This is a genomic window from Haloferax sp. ATB1, assembly GCF_000730175.1.
The window spans coordinates 1-14,913 of sequence record NZ_JPES01000046.1 but is presented as its reverse complement, the minus strand read 5'-3'; the positions used below and the strand labels follow the sequence as shown (position 1 = coordinate 14,913).

Genomic DNA, 14,913 nt, shown 5'->3' with positions numbered 1-14,913 from the left:
AGCTAGAAGATCGGTATATGCTTTCTGGCCACCAACTGCCGCAAAAATCTAAAGTAAATTATAACCAGAGAGCTCGTTCACCTCGCAAAAGCACAGTTAACCAACAATGAGGTTGGATGCCGTTGGCTGTTGGTTAAGGTTGGGACGGCGTTCTACTCGAGTTCCACGATCTCTCCACGCCCGTCGTCGAGGATTTCCCGCACCTCGGCCAAGAGTTCCTGACCTTCCTCGTGGAGCCTTGTCCCTTCATCGAGCTCACACTCGTCTGCATCGAGCTGTTCGGTGATTTCTTCGACACGGGCCAGCCGGTCGTGGATCTCTTGATCGTTTGCCACGCTTAGATCACCCCCAACCAAAGACCAGTAATAGCCAACAACAGCAACAGCAGCACAGCGATTGCGGCCTTGTAGTAGACTGGCGGGAGGCCCTCGGGTGCGGCCGCCTCGTCGACTGCTTCGGCGAGTTCCTGTTCATGTTCGTGTTCCTGCTGGAACGTTTCGTACGCAGCCTCGAGTTGCTGTGCCAGCGGCCTGACCTCACCCGCAAAGAACTCTTCGCGGGAATTCACGATATACTCGCCGGCAGCCGTCGGCGTAATCGTTGCGACATCCGCCACCTGATCGGCGATGAGCCGGTCGTCAGTGTGCCCGATCGCGGTGACGATGGGCGTGTTCGCGGTGAAGATGGCTTCCGCGACCCGCTCAGTGTTGAATGCCTGGAGGTTCGAATCGCTCCCACCGCCACGGCCGACGATAATCGCGTCGACGTCCTCCGAGCGGTCGAGATGGTGGATGCCGTTCGCGATGGACGTCGGCGCCTCCGACCCTTGGACGGTGGCGTCCTTCACCAGGATGTCGACGGTAGGGTCCTGCTCGTGAATCGCGTTCTGGATGTCGTACCGGGCGTCTCCTCGGAGGGACGTGACGACGCCGACTCGCTCCGGAAACGCCGGCGGTTGCTGTTTCTGCTCGTCGTCGAACCAGCCACGCTCTTCGAGTTCGCTTCGCAGTCGCTCGACGGCGGCTGCCTGGTCGCCGTCGCCGACGACGATCACCTCCCACGGTTTCAGGTCGATTTTCCCACCCTCGACCCAGTAGTCGATATCGCCCTCGAGGATAACTTCGGTCCCGTCCTCGAGGTCGGCATCCATCTCCCGATAGCGGTTCGCCCAGAGCATACAGGGGAGTTCAGCGTCGCCGTCGGTGAGCGTGAAGTAAAGCGCCGTGCTGTTCTGGTGGAGGTCGGTGACTTCGCCGATACAGCGGACGCCCTGGAGAACAGACGACTCCTCAATAACCGACGCAATCCGTTCGTTCAATTCTGTGACGCTAAGATTATTTGCTGAGGTAGATTTCCCAATTTGTCCACCAGCGTCCCCTGAGTCGGCCATTCTCGCTCTATGATTCTGGTAGATCCTGCAAAAAGCTATCCCCAAGACGGTATCTCGGCGAATAATCTCTGAACCCATATTAGGTGAAAAATAAAGTGTGTGAACCTTGCGACGATTATCTCGCGGTTATCAGCTCTTGAATCTGGGCCATCACTCTTATCTGAAGTCGCTCCTAATTAACATACAGTTCCTAACTGGTAAGTGTACACTCATGAGTGGATACCAACCGGCGAGACATGGTGCTAACACGCCATAGGGTCTGCGTCGGAATCTGCTCAGATTGCCCTACTCTTCCAACCGGCGAGACATGGTGCTAACACGCCATAGGGTCTGCGTCGGAATCTGCTCAGATTGCCCTACTCTTCAACCACGACGCTAATGGTGACCGTCTGGCGGAGTGGCTCTCTTCTACGTATGAAGTAGTGCGACCGGACGCTCAGTCTCTGGAACAGGCGAATTTTGACCTCTGCATCGTTGACGAATCGATGCTGGAAAAACACTACTCTGCCCTGCAACAGTTCAAAGAGGAGTCCGGTCCTGCGTTCCTCCCGTATCTACTAGTCACGACGACAACGAAGAACCAGTCTCACGACCCTGTGGTGTGGGACCTTGTCGACGAGGTCATTTCCATCCCGACCGAAAAGCAGGTGCTCCACCATCGCCTCACTAATCTGCTTGAGCGCCGTGAATTATCGACAAATCTCTCGACGGAACTCGAGCACCAGCATGATCTGTTCCGCAACATCTTCGAATCCTCCAACGACTTCGAATCCTCCAACGACGCAGTATTCATCATCGATCCGGAGTCGGAGACGATCCGCGAGTGTAACCCACAGGCCTGTGAACTCCTTGGGTACTCTCGGAGTGAACTCCTCTCGGCCTCACCGGAGGTCATCCACCCGGACGAAATCGAGGAATTCCGGTCCTTCGTCGGTACTGTCACGCAGAACGGTCACGGGTACACCACGGAATTGACCTGTCGAACCAAAGACGGAGAACAGCTCAACGCCGAAATTTCCGCCTCTGCACTCGACATTGACGGGCGGCCGCACATACTCGCCAGCGTCCGCGACGTTACGACGCGGCATGAACAGCGGCGAGTCCTGAACAGTCTCCACGACGTGACGACTGAGTTGATACGGGCCCCGACGAAACAGGACATCGCGAAGGTGACGACCACCGCCGCACAGCAGGTCTTTGATTACGATATCGCAGGCGTTCGGCTCCTGGACGAAGAGCCACAGCCCGAGACCCTCGAACTCGTGGCTGCAACCGACGAAACGTACGAACTCTTGGAGACCGAGCCAGGGGTGTATGAACGGGACGAGGGAGTGGTTGGCAAAACCTTCGAGCAGCAAGACCCCACAATGCTTGACGATATTCACTCGGATGAGACCCCGTTCGATTACGGACCGATTCGGAGTGTGATGTGCTTCCCCCTCGGCGGTCATGGAGTGTTGAGTGTCGGGGCAACAGAACCCAGTGCGTTCGACGAGGCTGACGTAGAACTGACGAACATCCTGGCCACGAATACGACAGCGGCGCTTACCCGCGCTCAGCGGGAAGAGGACTTGAGTGAACGGACGGAACGTCTGAGTGGCCTGTTCGAGAACGCGACCGACTGCATCGCCGAAGTCAAGTTCGTCGATGGAGCTCCACGAATTCAGAACGTGAACGCGGAGTTCGAGGAGGTCTTTGGCTACGAGACTGAAGAAATTCGAGGACAGTCACTCACTGAACTCGTCGTCCCCCCTGGAGAAGACGCTAATTCCCAGTCGCTCGTTGATCAAGGGTTGGCGGGTAGGCGGATCGAGATGGAAGGCAAGCGAGAGACAGCAACTGGCCGGCGCGACTTCCTCATCCGTGTCGTTCCGATTCAACAGCACGGCGACAACATCGGAGCGTACGTCGTGTATACGGATATTACCGAACAGAAACGCCGCGATCAGCAGTTACAGGTCCTCAATCGAGTGCTCCGTCACAACATCCGAAACAAGCTGAACGTCGTCAAGGGCGCGATGGAACGGACGCTCGATCCCAATAAAACGGTCCCAGAGTCCCTTGGGAAAAATGGACTTGACGCGGTTGATGAGTTGTTGGATTTAAGCGAAACGGCACGGAAGCTCTCGACTGAGACATACCCGGAGAATGATCCCGCCCCTATTTCGACCACGGACATCGTCGAGCAAGCAGTGTCCTCGCTCCGCGAGGATTACCCAGAAGCCAGCATTCGGCTTGATGCTGCTCCGGAAACGTGGGTGACTGGGACTATCCAGCTGGACCGGGCGCTTCGAGAGCTCTGTGAGAATGCCATCGAGCATAGCACTCAGACAGCCCCATCAGTCCGGGTCTCTGTCGTGAGCGAGGATGCAGCGGATGGATGGGTCACAATCACCGTCGAGGATGATGGCCCCGGCATCCCCGACGAACAGCTGACCGTACTCCGGAATGGTGAGGAGACCCAACTGGAACACGGGAACGGACTCGGTCTCTGGTCGGTGCAGTGGATCGCCCAGAGCGCCGGCGGCGAGCTGTCCTTCGCTACTGGGGACGATGGGGGAACCGTCGTGACGATGCGACTACCGACCATCAGACCAGCTGTACATCCCCATGAGGTCCAAGGGAGTGATTCCATCGATGACTGAGAAGACCGACGACCAGGGTGAGATCACGGTACTTGTGGTCGATGACGAGCAAGGATTGGCCGACCTGTATGCGCTCTATCTGGAGGACGTCTACGAGACGCGAATTGCCTATAATGGAGACGAGGCGCTTGAGGCGATGGATGAGGATGTAGATGTCGTTCTGCTGGACCGCCGGATGCCGACGATGCCGGGAAGCCAGGTGTTAGCCGAATTTCGGGATCGTGGGTTCGAGCAGCCGGTCGCAATGCTTACTGCGGTCGACCCAGGCGACGACATCCTTGAGCTAGATATCGACGAGTACTTTGTGAAGCCGATGTCTGAGGAGGAGCTCCGGGACGCTGTTGAGGCACTTGTAGCCCGGACCCGGTACGACGATGAGTTTCGAGAGTATTTCGCTGTGATCTCCAAGAAATCAGCCATGGAAGCGAATATGAGTGAACAGGAACTTGCGTCGAGTGACGCCTATCAGACGCTGGTAAAAGAGGTCGAAGCGGCCGAACAGCGAGCCGACACAGCATTGGATGAGTTTCTGGCAGCGGACACACAAGCCAACTTTCGCAAGTTCTGAGTTGAATGACTGTTTCTCATGAGATAGCCGGGTTGAATCTGTCTCGATACGGGAAATTCATTTAAAATATCCGGCCTTCATCTCAGGTATGTCGGACAGTTCTGACACCGGCTCAAACCGTAGTGAGACGCAACAGATCGAGCGTCTGTCGACGGGGATTCCTGGTCTCGACGAGATACTGCGTGGGGGGCTGATCCCCAACCGGAGCTATCTCGTGCGTGGTGAACCGGGTACTGGCAAAACGATCCTGGGGCTCCATTACTTGACGCACGGCGCCGCAGAGGGCGACACCTCGTTGTTCATCAACCTTGAGGAAGCAACTGCAGATATCGAGCAGAACGCAGCCGCACTCGGCTTCGACGTGAGTGACATCGAATTCCTTGACCTGAGCCCGGAATCCGACTTTTTCGCCGGGGATCAGAGCTACGATATCTTCGAATCGAGCGAAGTCGAACGCGATCCGATGATCGAACGGATCACCGACCGAGTCTCTGATCTTGACCCAGACAGAGTTTTCGTCGACCCGATCACGCAACTCCGATATCTCTCGACTGATCAGTACCAGTTCCGCAAGCAGGCCCTTTCGTTCATGCGGCTGCTCAGCGAGCAGGGTGCCACCGTTCTCTTCACAACCCAGGCGACGGAGGATGCGCCTGACGACGACCTGCAGTTCATGAGTGACGGGATGATCGAACTCGGGTACGCGTCGACGGGGCGTTCGATCCGGGTTCCGAAGTTCCGTGGGTCGGCGACAATGGATGGAGACCACGCGTTGGATATCACCGACAACGGTCTGGTAATCTATCCGGAGCTCACTCCTGGTGACTACGATCAAGAGTTCGTCGAGGAGCCGATTTCATCGGGGGTGCCGGAGATGGACGAACTCCTTAATGGGGGACTCGATCGCGGGACGGTGACGGTCATCTCCGGGCCGACGGGGGTCGGGAAGACGACGACTGGGACCCAGTTCATGAAGGAGGCTGCCGGTCGGGGCGAGCGGTCGGTCATCTACCTCTTCGAGGAGTCCGAGGCGACGTTCATACAGCGATCGGCGGCCGTCAACATCCCCGTCGACCAGATGCGCGAACGGGGGACGTTGAACGTTGAGGAAATCGAACCGCTCGCGACCTCGCCCCAAGAGTTCGCACAAATGGTTCGCCGAGAGGTCGAGGAAAAGGACACTGGAATCGTTATGATCGACGGGATCGTGGGGTATAAACTCGCGCTTCAGGGTGACGAGAACGAGCTGGTCTCGCACCTCCACGCCCTCAATCGGTATCTGAAGAATATGGGCGTGACCGTCGTGTTAGTCGAAGAGGTGTCGAGTATCACGGGGGAGTTCCAGGCGACCGACGTCGGAATCAACTATCTCGCGGACAACATCGTCTTCCTTCGGCACCTCGAATTACAGGGTGAGATGCGGAAAGTAATTGGAGTGCTGAAAATGCGGACCAGCGACTTCGAGCGGACGCTGCGCGAATTCAAGATCACCGAGCACGGCATCACCGTGGGCGAACCCCTGACGCAACTTCGCGGCATCCTGAGCGGGACCCCTGAATGGACTGAGACGCCAGCCTCTACTGAACGGTGAGTAACACGTGATAGACCCCTCGAACAGCGCTGATGACCAACAGACGTCGCTCCTGTTGCTGATGCAGAGCGACCGGAACCGCGAATTGCTCGCCGAGCAACTTGAGGAGAAGTATGTCGTTCAGACCCATGCCGACACCCCGTTTGAAACCCCCCAGTTTGATTTGTGTCTTCTTGACACCCCCTCATTGAAACCCCCCAGTTTGATTTGTGTCTTCTTGACACCCCCTCATTAGGGGAGTTCGAGGATGAATTGCGTAATATAAAGACCGAGGCAGCTCCGACGTTTTTGCCGTTCCTCTTATTAACTGGCGATAAATCGCCAGATGAATTCTCTGGCGATATCTGGCAAATCGTTGATGAGCTTATCCAACGACCCGTCAGCAAGGCCGAACTCGACGCACGAATCGATAATCTCCTACAACGGCGTCGCCTCTCGCTGGAGCTCACACGCCAGAAGGAACAGAGTGATCAACGCTTCGAGTCGCTCTTCCAGTCCACCCCGGATCCAGTCGTTGTGGTGAAACCGGATGGTACAGTGACCGAGGCAAACGACGCCTTCGCCGAAGCGTTCGACATCGACACCGATCACCTGAAAGAGCAGCCGATAACTGACTTCGAGTTCACGCCCTCGGAGTCGTTAGAGCGGGTGCTGCTCCGGATTGATGAGGACGACACGACAACAACAGTCCAATGGGGAAATAATGAAGAGAACTCCCTGGTTATGGAACTCAATACGGACGCTATCACCGGATTGGGTGAAGCAGCCGAGCGGATCGGGATTTTCCGAGACGTCACCGAGCGGGCGAAACGGGAAGAGGAACTCGCACGACAGAACGAACGGCTGCAGGAGTTCGCAAATACGGTCGCTCACGATCTCCGCAACCCCCTCAACGTCGCGCGTGCTCGTCTCGAACTGGCACGGGAGTCTGGGGACGCGGAACATTTCGAGCCGGTCGAACGGGCACACGAACGAATGGCACAAATGATCGAAGAACTCCTATTGCTCGCAGAGCAGGGGCAAGCGGTTCTCGATCCGAACGCAGTCACGCTGGCCGATCTCGTTAGCCAGGGCTGGGAGCACGTTGAGACGGCGAACGCAACCCTCGAAATCGATATCGACACCTCGGTTGTGATAATGGCCGACGAAGGGCGGCTGAGTGAACTCTTTGAGAACCTCTTCCGGAACGCCCTCGACCACGGTGGGGCAGACGTAACAGTCCAGGTCGCGACTCTCGATGAGAGTACAGGCTTCTACGTCGAAGACGACGGGCCAGGGATTCCTGTTGACAAACGGGACGAGGTGTTTGAAGCCGGGTATACAGATGCTGCGGAAGGTACTGGATTTGGCCTCTCGATTGTCCAACAGATCGTCGACGGCCACGACTGGGAGATCACCATTTCAGAGGGGACTGCAGGCGGAGCGCGATTTGAAATTCGTAACGTCAAGCTTGACCGTGTGGAGGCAAAATAGAGGCGTCGACGGGTCGATTGATGTGTACCCTGAACGGCAGTATTGAGACGCGTAGTGCCGAACCCGGGGAAGTAAGCAGCGCGAGCGCAACCTCCGCATTTCATCATCTGTAGTCATATTATGTCGTTCTCGGCCGGGAGGTCGAGATACCACTGTAGATCATCGTCAGGGACATCCTCGGAATGGAGCCAGACCCGAATCGCCGTGCCCTCATCAACGGCGACTGTAAGCTTGCCTCCGGACCGGACAACGGTCCAATAGACGAACCACAATCCCAACCCCTGCCCGTGTTCAAGCTGGCTTTCCATTTGCCCGTCGAGAATATTCCGCTCCATCTCCGGAAGTCCAGCCCCGTTGTCTGCAACCTCAATTACAACCCAGTCGTCTTGATCTGAATGAACGCGTATCTCCAGCTCCGGGTCACCGTCTTCATGTTCTGTATGAGTGATAGCGTTCTCCCCGAGTTCATACAGCGCGGGTTTCAGATGCTCGTTCGCAAAGACAGTCTGGGAATCGGGTATCCCGGTATCGATCTCTGCCTCTGGGTGCGCCTCACGAAGCTCAGAAACCAGATCAGACAGCAGTCCGTCGAGTTCCTGTCGTTTTGGTGGCCCGGTGTCGCGGGCGACGTTCTCGAGTTTTCGGGCAGTTTCGCCGAGTTCGGTGAGGTTGTCAGCGCTGATCACAATCCGGTTTGCCAACTCCTGGTCCGGTTTGCCAACTCCTGGTCGTCGCCAGTGAGCCGTTGGGTGAGCAGTTCAGCGTAGCCGCTGACGGCATTCATCGTATTCCGGAGGTTGTGCCGGAGAACGCGATTGAGGACGGCGTTCAGGCGGTCGCGGTCTGCGAGTTTGTATTCGTATCGCTTGGCCTCAATCTCCGTCCCGGCAACGCCAGCGACGAGCTCAACGAATGCGCGTTCAGAAGCCGAGAAATCACGGGCATGGGGCGCCTGGGAGACGAAGCAAACCGTGCCATAGGTCGTTCCTTCAACGGAGATCGTCGCGCCGAGATAGCACTCAAGCCCGTGCGTTTCGTACGCAGGATCGTCCCCCCATCCTTGTTCACTGGCATGGGAGATCGCCAGTGGTGAGTCCTGTTCGATGGTCCGCCGACAGAACGTCGTTGCGTGCGTGTGCTGCCCACCAACCTCGGGGAATTCATCATCGTCACCGGTACTCGCAATGACATCGTGGACGCCTCGCTCCTTATCGACCCGTTTGATATGCCCGTTTTCGACATCAAGATACTCACAGCCCAGCGAAAGCAGTCGATTGAGTTTCTCAGAAAGGGTCAGCTCTTGGTTTTCCCGAATCAGGTACACCTTCCGTCGGTACGGGTCCCCCTCAGATTGGTCGGGCGACTCTTCTGAGGCCATTCTTATATTACGTTTCGAGACACGCAAGTATTATGTTTGGGTTCGGGCCACCCAGTACTGTGATTGAATTCCGTTGGGTCGATATCCCGTATAGAACAAAGCGAATCAGTCTACCCCTGAGGTGTCGCCAACGTACCGCATACAGTCGGTGATAAACGACGTGAGATCGCTAGCAGCACCGGGTTCAAGACCGATGATGACACCCTCTCTGTCTTCGGCCGGAAGATGCAAGATAACCGCCGCTTCACGGACTTGCAACGACGCTGATTTCGGACCGAGTTCTTCAAGCACAGAGTCTTCAGGCGGGTTCCACGACCATGTGATATTCGCCTGAATTGCCTCTAACCGATCACGAACCTTCTCATGAGCGAGATCATCGCGTACATATTCGAGACTACACGTCTCGCCACTATACTTGCCAACTGCTCGAAGGGAATCACCTGCTCGGGACTCCAGATAGTCGATTAATTCCTCTGTCTCGGCCATAGACATATTCCGGACAGCTAAAACAAAGACCTAGCCCTCGCTCGGCTTTGATGACCCATCCGCCTATGAAGGTCAGTCTCAATAGGTCCAAACGGAGACATCGCCCCGGAGTCCCCAGTCGTCCAAATTGTCGTAGAGTTCCGACGAGTTATCATCGGGGATAGCGACTACTGCTTCGCCTTCGTTATCGAAGGTCTTGAGCTGACATTTGGTTCGGTCGTCCGAGATGGTACTCGCCGTTTCGACCTCAATATTCTGATCGGTCTCACCAGGTTGGGTAGCGAACACATCGGGGACGCGGTCAGAACCGTCGCCACACCCAGATGGATAGTTGTCGTACTCGGGAAGTTCGGCCGTTTCTGGGACCTCACAGTCACCATCGATAGCAACACTGTAACCGTCGTCTCTGAATTCTTCTGCCATCGCACACACAATCCGATGGTGCTGGTCTCGTTCGCCTGACGGCCGATTATGCGTCGTTCGCCTGACGGCCGATTATGCGTCATTACCTCGCATGCCTTATCCATACAGAAAACGCTTGGTGAAAATACCCCTTTGACGGGTTCTCAAGGGTTCTACTAACAAAGAACTGCCCGTCAGCTGCCGAGCAATGTAGAGCCAAGCTCCTTGAGCGAGTCCCAGAGCTCCTCAGTCTCCTCCGAGAGGTAGTATCTGGTTACAGCAGATCCGGAATCATCGAACTCGGCCTCTTTTCGGACCCAGTTAGACTCATGTAGCTGCTTCAACCGCCGTTGTGTCGTCCCGTTGGAAAGGTTCGTCCGGTCACGGATTTGCCGTTGTGTCGTCCCGTTGGAAAGGTTCGTCCGGTCACGGATTTCGGTGAATGTCAGCCCATCATCGGATGATCCAAGCGCCATCAAGATGAACAGCGCTCCCTTGTTTTGCAGAACCGAAAGATCAGACGGAAGCGAAGATTGCTCATCCCGCTGTTTTGGGCTCATAATCTAGCTGTATGCAGCAATAATCAAAAAGGGATACGGTTCCAGAATAGAGGGTGTTACCATATCGGTAAAGACTATATATCTGGAGTCACTACGTATGCGTGTAATGTCGGCACAATCGATCATCACTGCGGTCGTTCGCCTCGCCAGCGGCGTCATCAAGACGATTCGCGGCGCCCGCACAGCGCTCAATGGTCTCGGTCAGATCCTGAACGTCGTCGAGAACCACGGGCAGGCCACGTATTAGCGACCAGACCCCGTGACCACCAAAGGGGGTACGTGACATGAAGAATCACGTTCACACAGTCACAACAAGTACGACAGTAACTGGAGGGCAAAGCCGACCGCAATCCCGATAGCACCTATGCCCCGGATCAGCCGAGCCTGGTGTTTCATCCGAACGATTTCATCCCCCAACCATTCATAGACAACCGATTTGTCGGCAACCCAATCGAAAGAGTCTCGCTCCTGAGCCTCAACCATATCGATATCCTCGAGTTCATCGAATGGCCCCAGTCCATCTTCCTCGTAGACCACATACATCGCCTCAGTCCCTCGAGCAGGATAGTGATCAATAACGAGTCGGTAGGGACTCTCGTCTAACCACTCGACATTTTGCTGTACAACGGAACTGATGTCTTCATATCGAGGATCGTCTTCGGAGAGATAACCGAGCTCCATGAACTGTGAGCGAGCTTCTTCGAGTGGTTCTGGGGTGAGCCGTTCTTTCAGGCCGGGTAAATCCGGCGCAGCAAGGACGAGAGCACCCAAGAGGTCCAGACAAAGCCCTCCGACGACTAACGACGGGAGTGACATGAATCCCATCTTGTTTCTATTCAGATGTCTAATACTAGTAGGGTACTGTCCTCCTATGATTGAACTACAGGTCGCGAGGCTGGACCGTCTTCCGGTCGTTGGCCTCGGCACGCTCTGCGGCGTCTTCGAGCAGTTCGGCGACCTCCTCATCGAGGGCGTCGTAGAAATCCGCCGAGACATTCTGATCTGACAGTGCATCCTTCACAGCTGCCTTGACGATTAGGTCAGACATTCCATCGCGGACTTCTCCTGTCCACCATATAAAGGTTCGAAGTTCTTACGCGAGATTCCGGCCCAATCATACCGTATTCCCCTCCGAGTACCAGAGAGAACATATGCCACCCCTCAAAAATAGGGAACAGGTAGATGTACGATCTAACTGGGTTCAAGCGGGACATCTTGTACATTACCGCCGGGCTCGAGGAACCGCACGGGCTCGCAATCAAGAACGAACTCGACGACTACTACGAACAGGAGATCAACCACGGCCGGCTCTATCCGAATCTCGACGACCTCGTCAACAAAGGACTGCTGGAGAAGGGTGAACTCGACAAGCGGACGAACGTGTACACGGTCACACAACGGGGATTGCGGGAAATCGAGGCGCGACGTGAGTGGGAAAGTCAGTATTTAGAAGACGTGAACGCACCCACTCCGTCGTAGAATCATTATAAAAACGGGACTGCTTTACCCACCTCCGACGAATACACAGTAAGATGACTCGGCTTGTCTTCTATCATCACCCACAGGCCGAGAATTTCTCACTCAAATACAGCTCGGCATCGGTTGCAGAAATCCTGTCTCAGCGAGAGCAATCCGACGAGTCGACAAAGCTCATCGGGTACCCCTTTGAAACACCGGTCTATGTGCTCTATGAAGGCGATTCAGAGATCGAATCAGCTCAAGATATTGACTTCGATCAGGAATGGCTGAGCGACCGTATTCGTGACCTCCCCCGTCCTGGCAGGTTGTCGCCTTCCGGTTAGTAGAGTTGCTCGAAGCCGCGGTCGATGTTCGAGATGAGGATGAGTTCCGGCTCTACAAGGAGTTCGAACCGCAAAAGATCCAGCAGGCACTCGATCACGTATCCTGGGGCGCACCACTGCCGACCGTCGCTGGAGAAGTGATGTCGAATTTGATTCTCCGACATTCCCTCCCGAATGCGAATCATCGAACTGGTATCGCGATGCTTCAGTTCTGTATTGAGAGTGTGGACCCGGATTTTGAGATGCCACGAACGCACGTCGACGACGACACCTGGCGAGAGTGGGTCGATCCTTACATCATTGATTCCAAGCGGCTCATCACGGTCCGCCGGAACAATCTCCGTTTCAAGCAACTCGAAGATTTGGACGTCGATCTCGTCGAACGGAAAGGCGGAATCCAAATCCGATTAGCCGAGTTCAAGCTGGATATGCACTGGCGAGAAGCCTCACAGAGTATGCTGGGCAGCACGAATCTCACTGTACGGACTTCGCGCAGGCAGTTCTCGAACGAGCAGGACGGGACGATCTACTTGACCGTCAAGAACCAACGAAACAAGAGTTCATCACGTATCTGGAGAACGGACTGGTCGAACGGGACTTCAGAGAAATGTTCTGATCAGTCGCGAAGCTCGGCGACCGACTGTCCGACCTCGCGAACGTGTTCACTTCGCTCGAGGTCGAGTTCCTCGGCGAGGTAGTCAACCGTCTCTTCGAGGCTCATATTGGAAAGAAGTCCGTCAAGCGGTATAAACCTAGTGCTGACGCAGCAATGTCGTCCATCAGAGGAAGCGCCTCATTATGTGAGACTATCAATCTCTTCTAGTGCCTCAGTTGCGACATCACCAAGTTCACCAGCTTCTATATGTGAATAACGCTCTCTCACCATTTCCTCGGAGTTATCCAAGTAACGAGCAGCGACGGTGTAGCCGAACGCACGGACAAGCACCTCACCCATCCCTCGCCGACCACCGTGCGGGGCAAGATAATCGTGTTTCGGATGGGCGATGTCGATTTCGGCGGCCTCCGAAAGCCGTTGGAGAATCGACCGTGCGCCGTCCGTCGTGATTGACGGCGGCCGGATATCCTCATCAAGCGCCAGCAGTAGGTCGCGAGCGTACTCATCACGCCGCTCAGCAATTGCCTCTGGGCGTTCCCCTCGGTCAGAGAACTCATCCTGGACGAGCTCTGCGAGCGTCCGTTGGTCGAACGTCGGAAACACCGGCCAGCGCTCCGTTGATGGGTCCATCAGCTGGCGATAGCTCCGCAGCGGCGAGATCACCGGGTCAGGGAGACTCGCGGCATCCCACTGCTGTTTCTTCCGGTAGACGTCCATACTCCCATCGTCGAGGGAGAGGTCCTCCCAGCGGACGCCGCGCCGGCGCGGGTCGTTTGGGTCTCGGAGGAGTTCGCCAACGCGGACGGCGGTGTACGCGAGGACGAACACGGTGTACGCGAGGACGAACACTAGAGCCCGGTCACGAGCCGCCTTCAGCGCTCCGTAGCGCGCTCGCTGCTTATCGAGGGAGTCAGTATCCTCCGGGAGTGTCGTGTATGCCTCGACGGTGTCGCGAGCCCGTTCGTCGACGTAGCGGGTGAGGGCGTGGCGTTGTTCGGACGTCCAGGCCTGCTGGTCGCCGGGCTTTCGGCCATCGTCCTCCGGTAGCGGCGCCATCGCACTCGCCCGCTGCGCGTAATGCGCCTCGAGATACCCTTCGTTGACACACCACCCACACCAGGCAGAGATATAGCGGTAATAGGTTTGTACCGTGTTCTGCTTGAGTCCCCGATCTCCACCGAGATGTCGGGCGTACTCCCTGAACACGCGTTCGTCGAGATCGTCGAAGGTCGGCTCGCGGTCGACGTCGTCGGGGACGATCCCGGTCCAGTCGTCGGGGACGATCCCGGTCCAGTCGTCGGCGCCGCGGTCGCCGGCGGCCCACTCGGCGAACCGTTCGAGCTCGCGTGCAGCGTTACGTCGATAGTTCCCACCGTCGCCGCCGCGGCCTTTCCCCTTGTCTTGGAGGTAGCGCTCGAAGCTGTCGTTAAGTGGCGTCGAAAGCGCTCGATCAGGCATCCACCGGCCCTCCACCGTCCTGCGGGCCCGGTCTCGGTGCCTCTACCCCAGGGGAAGCGCCGGCGTGAGACGGTTGCAGCATTCGTGCTTCACCGACGGCGGCGGGGTACTTCAAAGTGGTCGTGATTATTCGTGTAATCAGGAGCAATTGGGAATACACCCGAATCCATGGAAAACCGGAGATACAGGCCCTGAGTCAGACATAGAGGTAGTTATAAATCGTATACCACTATATATAATCTGAGCCGCGCTGAGCAAAGCGGTCCACGTGCGAATCAAAGTCCGACGCTATCATAGCAGAGGGGAGAAGACTTGAATACGCGATATTGTGTACATTTGCATCCCGGCACAAGAGTGTATTTTCCACCGTAGACGCGTTGATGAACAGTAGTCTTCGAAAAAGAATCCAGGGAGGTGGAGGATCGGCATTGCCTTGTGAAGAGAGATAATACGTAGCCCTAATGCCATCGAATCATTCACCAGCTATGAATCGGCCGCAAGCTTCGGTGGGCCCGAGATTCACCTAAGTGATGGAGTTGGGCGA

General features: G+C 56.1%; 16 protein-coding genes and 1 pseudogene. 7 read left to right on the top strand and 10 right to left on the bottom strand.

Annotation, left to right across the window (positions count from 1 at the left end; genetic code table 11):
* Positions 1 to 152: 152 nt before the first annotated feature.
* The gene (gene xseB / locus ATB1_RS07550; protein ID WP_042663058.1) at positions 153 to 335 is read right to left on the bottom strand and encodes an exodeoxyribonuclease VII small subunit; all 183 of its coding nucleotides are present in this window, start codon (positions 333 to 335) and stop codon (positions 153 to 155) included.
* A gap of 2 nt (positions 336 to 337) precedes the next feature.
* Complete coding sequence (xseA, locus tag ATB1_RS07545) at positions 338 to 1,390, bottom strand: exodeoxyribonuclease VII large subunit (protein ID WP_042663056.1); 1,053 nt, start codon at positions 1,388 to 1,390, stop codon at positions 338 to 340.
* A gap of 485 nt (positions 1,391 to 1,875) precedes the next feature.
* Here xseA and ATB1_RS07540 point away from each other — a divergent pair, with 485 nt between their 5' ends.
* The 4 genes from ATB1_RS07540 to ATB1_RS07525 all read left to right on the top strand — a co-directional run bounded on the left by ATB1_RS07540 (position 1,876) and on the right by ATB1_RS07525 (position 7,667).
* Positions 1,876 to 4,035, top strand: a complete 2,160-nt coding sequence (locus tag ATB1_RS07540; protein WP_042663055.1) for a PAS domain S-box protein — start codon at positions 1,876 to 1,878, stop codon at positions 4,033 to 4,035.
* Positions 4,028 to 4,603: a response regulator gene (locus tag ATB1_RS07535; protein ID WP_042663053.1), complete on the top strand. Its 576-nt coding sequence runs from the start codon at positions 4,028 to 4,030 to the stop codon at positions 4,601 to 4,603. Before ATB1_RS07540 ends, ATB1_RS07535 begins: the two co-directional genes overlap by 8 nt.
* A gap of 88 nt (positions 4,604 to 4,691) precedes the next feature.
* Positions 4,692 to 6,194, top strand: a complete 1,503-nt coding sequence (locus ATB1_RS07530; RefSeq protein ID WP_052367858.1) for an ATPase domain-containing protein — start codon at positions 4,692 to 4,694, stop codon at positions 6,192 to 6,194.
* A 288-nt stretch (positions 6,195 to 6,482) separates the two neighbouring features.
* Positions 6,483 to 7,667, top strand: a complete 1,185-nt coding sequence (locus ATB1_RS07525; RefSeq protein WP_128081436.1) for a PAS domain-containing sensor histidine kinase — start codon at positions 6,483 to 6,485, stop codon at positions 7,665 to 7,667.
* Between the two features lie 113 nt (positions 7,668 to 7,780).
* Here ATB1_RS07525 and ATB1_RS07520 read toward each other — a convergent pair whose 3' ends face one another.
* The 5 genes from ATB1_RS07520 to ATB1_RS07500 form a co-directional block, all read right to left on the bottom strand.
* Positions 7,781 to 8,353 carry a HAMP domain-containing sensor histidine kinase gene (locus ATB1_RS07520; RefSeq protein WP_042663051.1) on the bottom strand — a complete coding sequence of 191 codons (573 nt, stop codon included), beginning with the start codon at positions 8,351 to 8,353 and terminating at the stop codon, positions 7,781 to 7,783.
* Entirely contained in the window at positions 8,350 to 9,045 is a 696-nt protein-coding gene (locus tag ATB1_RS07515; RefSeq protein WP_052367855.1) for a GAF domain-containing protein, read from the bottom strand. Before ATB1_RS07515 ends, ATB1_RS07520 begins: the two co-directional genes overlap by 4 nt.
* A 105-nt stretch (positions 9,046 to 9,150) precedes the next feature.
* Positions 9,151 to 9,531 (bottom strand): hypothetical protein, encoded by a 381-nt coding sequence (locus tag ATB1_RS07510; RefSeq protein ID WP_128081435.1) that lies wholly within the window; start codon positions 9,529 to 9,531, stop codon positions 9,151 to 9,153.
* A 78-nt stretch (positions 9,532 to 9,609) separates the two neighbouring features.
* A complete protein-coding gene (locus ATB1_RS07505; protein WP_042663047.1) occupies positions 9,610 to 9,954 on the bottom strand; it encodes a hypothetical protein in 345 nt (114 codons plus the stop codon).
* Between the two features lie 173 nt (positions 9,955 to 10,127).
* A complete protein-coding gene (locus tag ATB1_RS07500) occupies positions 10,128 to 10,493 on the bottom strand; it encodes a helix-turn-helix domain-containing protein (RefSeq protein WP_042663046.1) in 366 nt (121 codons plus the stop codon).
* Positions 10,494 to 10,599: 106 nt separating this feature from the next.
* On the opposite strand from ATB1_RS07500, the gene ATB1_RS21970 reads away from it, so the two are divergent.
* A complete protein-coding gene (locus ATB1_RS21970; protein ID WP_157837727.1) occupies positions 10,600 to 10,740 on the top strand; it encodes a hypothetical protein in 141 nt (46 codons plus the stop codon).
* A 59-nt stretch (positions 10,741 to 10,799) separates the two neighbouring features.
* Here the strand turns inward: ATB1_RS21970 and ATB1_RS07495 are convergent, their stop codons facing one another.
* Together ATB1_RS07495 and ATB1_RS07490 are read right to left on the bottom strand one after the other, a co-directional pair.
* Entirely contained in the window at positions 10,800 to 11,309 is a 510-nt protein-coding gene (locus tag ATB1_RS07495) for a hypothetical protein (protein ID WP_128081434.1), read from the bottom strand.
* 64 nt (positions 11,310 to 11,373) lie between these two features.
* Positions 11,374 to 11,541 (bottom strand): DUF1931 family protein, encoded by a 168-nt coding sequence (locus tag ATB1_RS07490; RefSeq protein ID WP_042663044.1) that lies wholly within the window; start codon positions 11,539 to 11,541, stop codon positions 11,374 to 11,376.
* Positions 11,542 to 11,675: 134 nt separating this feature from the next.
* On the opposite strand from ATB1_RS07490, the gene ATB1_RS07485 reads away from it, so the two are divergent.
* Together ATB1_RS07485 and ATB1_RS24355 are read left to right on the top strand one after the other, a co-directional pair.
* Positions 11,676 to 11,972, top strand: a complete 297-nt coding sequence (locus ATB1_RS07485; protein WP_042663042.1) for a PadR family transcriptional regulator — start codon at positions 11,676 to 11,678, stop codon at positions 11,970 to 11,972.
* A 53-nt stretch (positions 11,973 to 12,025) separates the two neighbouring features.
* A pseudogene (locus ATB1_RS24355) lies at positions 12,026 to 12,911 on the top strand (hypothetical protein).
* Between the two features lie 180 nt (positions 12,912 to 13,091).
* Here the strand turns inward: ATB1_RS24355 and ATB1_RS07475 are convergent.
* Positions 13,092 to 14,369, bottom strand: coding sequence for a phage integrase SAM-like domain-containing protein (locus ATB1_RS07475; RefSeq protein WP_042663041.1), 1,278 nt, complete (start codon positions 14,367 to 14,369; stop codon positions 13,092 to 13,094).
* Between the last annotated feature and the right edge of the window lie 544 nt (positions 14,370 to 14,913).

Bases quoted from the DNA above. Each gene is read 5' to 3' on its own strand.
- xseA (WP_042663056.1), bottom strand. From the start codon at position 1,390: ATGGCCGACTCAGGGGACGCTGGTGGACAAATTGGGAAATCTACCTCA.
- ATB1_RS07540 (WP_042663055.1), top strand. From the start codon at position 1,876: ATGCTGGAAAAACACTACTCTGCCCTGCAACAGTTCAAAGAGGAGTCC.
- ATB1_RS07535 (WP_042663053.1), top strand. From the start codon at position 4,028: ATGACTGAGAAGACCGACGACCAGGGTGAGATCACGGTACTTGTGGTC.
- ATB1_RS07530 (WP_052367858.1), top strand. From the start codon at position 4,692: ATGTCGGACAGTTCTGACACCGGCTCAAACCGTAGTGAGACGCAACAG.
- ATB1_RS07515 (WP_052367855.1), bottom strand. From the start codon at position 9,045: ATGGCCTCAGAAGAGTCGCCCGACCAATCTGAGGGGGACCCGTACCGA.
- ATB1_RS07510 (WP_128081435.1), bottom strand. From the start codon at position 9,531: ATGGCCGAGACAGAGGAATTAATCGACTATCTGGAGTCCCGAGCAGGT.
- ATB1_RS07505 (WP_042663047.1), bottom strand. From the start codon at position 9,954: ATGGCAGAAGAATTCAGAGACGACGGTTACAGTGTTGCTATCGATGGT.
- ATB1_RS07500 (WP_042663046.1), bottom strand. From the start codon at position 10,493: ATGAGCCCAAAACAGCGGGATGAGCAATCTTCGCTTCCGTCTGATCTT.
- ATB1_RS21970 (WP_157837727.1), top strand. From the start codon at position 10,600: ATGTCGGCACAATCGATCATCACTGCGGTCGTTCGCCTCGCCAGCGGC.
- ATB1_RS07495 (WP_128081434.1), bottom strand. From the start codon at position 11,309: ATGTCACTCCCGTCGTTAGTCGTCGGAGGGCTTTGTCTGGACCTCTTG.
- ATB1_RS07490 (WP_042663044.1), bottom strand. From the start codon at position 11,541: ATGTCTGACCTAATCGTCAAGGCAGCTGTGAAGGATGCACTGTCAGAT.
- ATB1_RS07485 (WP_042663042.1), top strand. From the start codon at position 11,676: ATGTACGATCTAACTGGGTTCAAGCGGGACATCTTGTACATTACCGCC.
- ATB1_RS07475 (WP_042663041.1), bottom strand. From the start codon at position 14,369: ATGCCTGATCGAGCGCTTTCGACGCCACTTAACGACAGCTTCGAGCGC.